This is a genomic window from Propionivibrio sp. (genome assembly GCF_017995515.1).
In the GTDB taxonomy this organism is placed as follows: Bacteria; Pseudomonadota; Gammaproteobacteria; order Burkholderiales; family Rhodocyclaceae; genus Propionivibrio.
This window is the reverse complement of the sequence record NZ_JAGOIT010000159.1, coordinates 1-5,107: the sequence shown is the minus strand read 5'-3', so window position 1 is coordinate 5,107 and position 5,107 is coordinate 1. Positions and strand designations below refer to the sequence as shown.

At 64.5% G+C, this 5,107-nt stretch carries 4 protein-coding genes; all 4 read left to right on the top strand.

Annotated features, from left to right (window positions below; all coding sequences use genetic code 11):
- Positions 1 to 700 precede the first annotated feature (700 nt).
- The 4 genes from dusB to purD all read left to right on the top strand — a co-directional run bounded on the left by dusB (position 701) and on the right by purD (position 5,025).
- Complete coding sequence (gene dusB / locus KBA32_RS16415) at positions 701 to 1,735, top strand: tRNA dihydrouridine synthase DusB (RefSeq protein ID WP_294361282.1); 1,035 nt, start codon at positions 701 to 703, stop codon at positions 1,733 to 1,735.
- Complete coding sequence (locus KBA32_RS16410) at positions 1,732 to 1,968, top strand: Fis family transcriptional regulator (RefSeq protein ID WP_294361280.1); 237 nt, start codon at positions 1,732 to 1,734, stop codon at positions 1,966 to 1,968. The genes dusB and KBA32_RS16410 overlap by 4 nt, the downstream gene beginning before the upstream one ends.
- A 69-nt stretch (positions 1,969 to 2,037) precedes the next feature.
- Complete coding sequence (purH, locus tag KBA32_RS16405; RefSeq protein WP_294361278.1) at positions 2,038 to 3,630, top strand: bifunctional phosphoribosylaminoimidazolecarboxamide formyltransferase/IMP cyclohydrolase; 1,593 nt, start codon at positions 2,038 to 2,040, stop codon at positions 3,628 to 3,630.
- 117 nt (positions 3,631 to 3,747) lie between these two features.
- On the top strand, positions 3,748 to 5,025 hold the full coding sequence (gene purD, locus KBA32_RS16400) for a phosphoribosylamine--glycine ligase (protein WP_294361277.1): 1,278 nt from the start codon (positions 3,748 to 3,750) through the stop codon (positions 5,023 to 5,025).
- The last annotated feature ends 82 nt before the right edge of the window (positions 5,026 to 5,107 follow it).

The following is a 5,107-nucleotide window of genomic DNA, read 5'->3' as shown; positions in this document are numbered from 1 at the left end:
CGAGCCGCGACATGAACCGGTTGTTGAACAAGCCCGGTTCGGATTCTCTGGAAACAGCTTTTTGTGGTTAGCCCGGGAAGCGGGCTGGAGGTTCGGGTCTTTCACCGGATAGCGCCGGAATTTGCGCGCTGACCTGAAGGATCAGGCGATTTCTGTGCTCGGCGGCGTGTTTTACCCCGTTTTCCGGCCGAGCGCGGGCGTGGCGCTGGGCGGCGCGCCGTCTTGCCGGGCGGCGTGGCTTACATGGCCGTCTCCGGGGCCGGTCCGGTTTCTCGTCGTTTTACCTCCGTTGGCCTGATGCGTCGCCGGATGACCTGCATCGGTTTGCCGCAGCAGGGACAAAGAAAGGCCGGCCGGGGCTTGTCCGGTTGGGGCGGACACGGGACGATGCGCAGTAGAAAGGTGTGGGAGGTCATGGTAAGAGGTTGATTGTCGAGATCGACCTTGAACCCGTTGGGAGGGCAGGCGGAAATTCGTCGGCAGCACAATTCCGTGCTTGAATGCGCGGACTGAATCCTCGATCCGGCGACACCCCGGCTCTCCAGGTGGTGCATCGATCACGTCACCGGCGACGTGAATCCTCCGCCAGATATCACAACCCGAAACGCTCATCTCCCGCGCCAAAAACTGACTATTTTTTAGGCAGATTTCAGGGTAGAATCCGCCCCTTCCCCTGCCCCCCGCACGGCCGGCTGCTCCTATGGAATTTCTTGGTTTCACGCTCCGCAACAATCTGTTCGTCGCACCGATGGCAGGGGTGACGGACCGTCCGTTTCGCCAGTTGTGCAAGAAGATGGGCGCGGGGCTGGCGGTTTCGGAGATGGTGACGTCGAATTCGCTGCTCTACGGCAGCGCCAAGACGCAGCGGCGGGCGAACCACGATGGCGAGGTGGAGCCGATCTCGGTGCAGATCGCCGGTTCGATTCCCGAGATGATGGCCGAGGCGGCGCGGCACAATGTCGCGCGCGGGGCGCAGATCATCGACATCAACATGGGCTGCCCGGCGAAGAAGATCTGCAACGTGATGGCCGGCTCGGCGCTGTTGAAGGACGAGCCGCTGGTCGGCCGCATCCTCGAAGCCGTGGTCAAGGCGGTGCCGGAAACACCGGTGACGCTGAAGATTCGTACCGGCTGGGACAAAACCAACCGCAACGCGCTCACCATCCTGAAGATCGCCGAGCAGTCGGGCATCCGCGCACTGGCCATGCACGGGCGCACACGCGCCTGCGGCTACACCGGCCACGCCGAGTACGAGACGATCGCGGCGGTGAAGGCCGAGGCGCGTATCCCGATCATCGCCAACGGGGACATCACCTCGCCGGAAAAAGCGAAGCACGTGCAGGAAGCCACTGGCGCCGACGCGCTGATGATCGGCCGCGCGGCGCAGGGCCGGCCGTGGCTGTTCCGCGAGATAGAACACTATCTGAAGACCGGCACGCACCTGATGCCACCGCGGGTCGCCGAGATCCACGAGATCCTGCTCGCGCACCTGGAAGACCTCTACGACTTCTACGGCACCGAGACCGGGGTGCGCGTGGCGCGCAAGCACATCTCCTGGTACACCAAGGGCCTGGTCGGCTCGGCGGCGTTCCGCCACGCGATGAACCAGTTGCCGGACATCGTGCAGCAACGGCGCGCGGTCAACGACTTCTTCTTTGGCCTGGCCGAACACAACGAACACCTGAACTACATGCCTGAAGACAACAACAATGACGGAGAGGACATAGCCGCATGAAAAAGCAACACGACATCTCGGCGTGCGTATACGGCGCACTGCGAACCTACTTTGACGATCTGGACGGCGAAAAGCCGGCGTCGGTCTACGACATGGTGCTCAAGAGCGTCGAGCGCCCGATGCTCGAAGTCGTCATGGCGCAGGCCGGCGGCAACCAGACGCTGGCCTCCGAGATGCTCGGCATCAACCGCAACACGCTGCGCAAGAAGCTCGTGGAACACAATCTCGCCTGAGCTGCGCACCGTAGCGCATCACCGTTTTCTGATCCACCGATTTTCTACTGACCCTGTAAAGACCCGCCAATGAAAATTCGCCAAGCCCTGATCAGCCTCTCCGACAAACGTGGTGCGCTTGAATTCGCCCAGGGCCTTGCCGCCCAGGGCGTGAAGCTCCTGTCCACCGGCGGCACCGCAAAACTGCTGCGCGACGCCGGCCTCGCCGTGACCGAGATCGGCGACTACACCGGTTTCCCGGAAATGCTCGACGGACGCGTCAAGACGCTGCATCCGAAAGTGCATGGCGGCATCCTCGCCCGGCGCGACCTGCCCGAGCATCTGGCGACGATCGAACAGCACGGCATTCCGACGATCGACCTCGTCTGCGTGAACCTCTACCCGTTCGCCGCGACGATCGCCAAGTCCGGCGTGACGCTCGCCGACGCGATCGAGAACATCGACATCGGCGGCCCGGCGATGGTCCGCTCGTCAGCCAAGAACTACGCTGGCGTCGCCATCGTCACCGACCCGGAAGATTACGCGGCGCTGCTCGAAGAAATGGCGAGCCACGGCGGCGCGCTCTCGCTGAAGACGCGCTTCAATCTGGCGAAGAAGGCCTTCACCCATACCGCACGCTACGACAGCATGATCGCCAACTGGCTGACCGGCCTCGACGACGGCGTTGAAGCGAAGCCGGAAGAAGCGGCGCCGGCGCCCTCGATTTTCCCGGCCAAGCTGCAACTCGCCTTCGACCGTGTCGAGACGCTGCGCTACGGCGAGAACTCGCACCAGTCCGCCGCGTTCTACCGCGACCCGCTCCCGTTGCCGGGCAGCATCGCCGCCTATTCGCAGTTGCAGGGCAAGGAACTCTCCTACAACAACATCGCCGACGCCGATGCCGCTTGGGAATGCGTCAAGACGTTCAGCGCGCCGGCCTGCGTCATCATCAAGCACGCCAACCCGTGCGGCGTGGCCATCGACGGCACACTGCTCGGCGCCTACGAAAAGGCCTTCCAGACCGACTCAACCTCGGCCTTCGGCGGCATCATCGCCTTCAACGGCGAAGTCGGCATGGACCTGGTCAACGCGATGAACGCGCGCAAGCACTTCGTCGAAGTCCTGATCGCCCCGTCCTACACGGCCGAAGCCAAGGCGGCGCTGGCGGCCAAGCAGAACCTGCGCGTCCTCGTCGTTCCGCTCGGCGGCGACCTGAACAAGCTGGAGCTGAAGCGCGTCGGCGGCGGCCTGCTGGTGCAGACGGCCGACGACTTCACCGCGCAGGCTTCCGGCCTCAAGGTCGTCACCAAGGCGCAGCCGACGGCGCAACAGATTGAAGACCTGCTCTTCGCCGAACGCGTCGCCAAGTTCGTCAAGTCCAACGCCATCGTCTTCTGCGGCGGCGGCATGACGCTCGGCGTCGGTGCTGGCCAGATGAGCCGTGTCGACTCAACCAAGATCGCCAGCATCAAGGCGCAGGCCGCCGGCCTGTCGCTCGCCGGCTCGGTCGTCGCCTCGGACGCCTTCTTCCCGTTCCGCGACGGCCTCGACGTGCTCGCCGAAGCAGGGGCCAAGGCGGTGATCCAGCCGGGCGGCTCGATGCGCGACGAGGAAGTCATCGCCGCGGCCGACGAGCATGGCATCGCCATGGTCTTTACCGGCGCGCGCCACTTCCGCCACTAAGTTCAAACCATAAACACGGAGACACAGAGGCACAGAGAACACCAGACGAAAGCGATAGTGATCGGTACCCTGCTTGCTTCTGTGTCTCTGTGCCTCTGTGGTGAAAGGTTCTAGAAAATGAAGTTACTTGTAATCGGTTCCGGCGGACGCGAACACGCGCTGGCCTGGCGTCTGGCCAAGACTTCCGGCGTGCAGAAGATCTACGTCGCTCCCGGCAACGCCGGCACGGCGCGCGAGCCGGAGCTGGAAAATCTGGCCATCACCGACCCGCAGGCGCTCGCCGACTTCGCGGAGAAGGAGAAGATCCACCTGACCGTCGTCGGCCCGGAAGCACCGCTCGCTGCCGGCGTGGTCAACGTCTTCCGCGCGCGCGGGCTGAAGGTCTTTGGCCCGACCAGGGAAGCCGCGCAACTCGAAAGTTCGAAGGACTTTGCCAAGCGCTTCATGGCGCGGCACAAGATCCCGACCGCTGCCTTCGAGACCTTCTCCGACACCGCCGCTGCACACGCCTACGTTGATGGCAAGGGCGCGCCGATCGTCATCAAGGCCGACGGTCTCGCCGCCGGCAAGGGCGTCGTCGTCGCCATGACGCTCGACGAAGCGCACGCCGCGATCGACGACATGCTGGCCGGCAACAAAATGGGCGAAGCTGGATCGCGTGTCGTCATCGAGGACTTCCTCGACGGCGAGGAGGCCAGCTTCATCGTCATGGTCGATGGAAAGAACGTGCTGGCGCTGGCCTCCAGCCAGGACCACAAGCGCATCTTCGACGGCGACACCGGCCCCAACACTGGCGGCATGGGCGCGTACTCGCCGGCACCGGTCGTCACGCCGGCGATCCACGCCAAGGCGATGCGCGAGGTCATCCTGCCCACCGTGCGCGGCATGGCCGCCGACGGCATCCCGTACACCGGCTTCCTCTACGCCGGGCTGATGATCGGCAAGGACGGCTCGGTGAAGGTCGTCGAGTTCAACTGCCGCATGGGCGACCCGGAGACGCAGCCGATCATGATGCGCCTGAAGTCCGACCTGCTCGAACTGCTCGAACACGCGGTCAGCGGCAAACTCGATCAGATCGAGGCCGAGTGGGACCGCCGCATTGCGCTCGGCGTCGTGCTCGCCGCCGCCAATTACCCGGAGACGCCGCGCAAGGGCGACGTCATCAGCGGACTGCCGGCCGAGAGCGAGACGGTCAAGGTCTTCCACGCGGGGACCGAGGAGAAGGACGGCAAGGTCGTCACCGCCGGCGGTCGCGTGCTCTGTGTCACCGCGCTCGGCGACAACGTCAAGCTAGCGCAGAAGCACGCTTACGAGGCGATCCTCGGCATCCACTTCGACGGCATGCAGTACCGCCGCGACATCGGCCACCGCGCCGTGACGCGCAAAGAGCAGTAAGGCCGGCGCGCCAGGCTTTCTCGACCGACGTCGCGGAATACCTGGCGCCCAACTCCATCTCGACAGCGCCGTCGCCATGATC

Coding starts and splice junctions, on each gene's coding strand:
- purD (WP_294361277.1), top strand. CDS start 3,748: ATGAAGTTACTTGTAATCGGTTCCGGCGGACGCGAACACGCGCTGGCC.
- dusB (WP_294361282.1), top strand. CDS start 701: ATGGAATTTCTTGGTTTCACGCTCCGCAACAATCTGTTCGTCGCACCG.
- purH (WP_294361278.1), top strand. CDS start 2,038: ATGAAAATTCGCCAAGCCCTGATCAGCCTCTCCGACAAACGTGGTGCG.
- KBA32_RS16410 (WP_294361280.1), top strand. CDS start 1,732: ATGAAAAAGCAACACGACATCTCGGCGTGCGTATACGGCGCACTGCGA.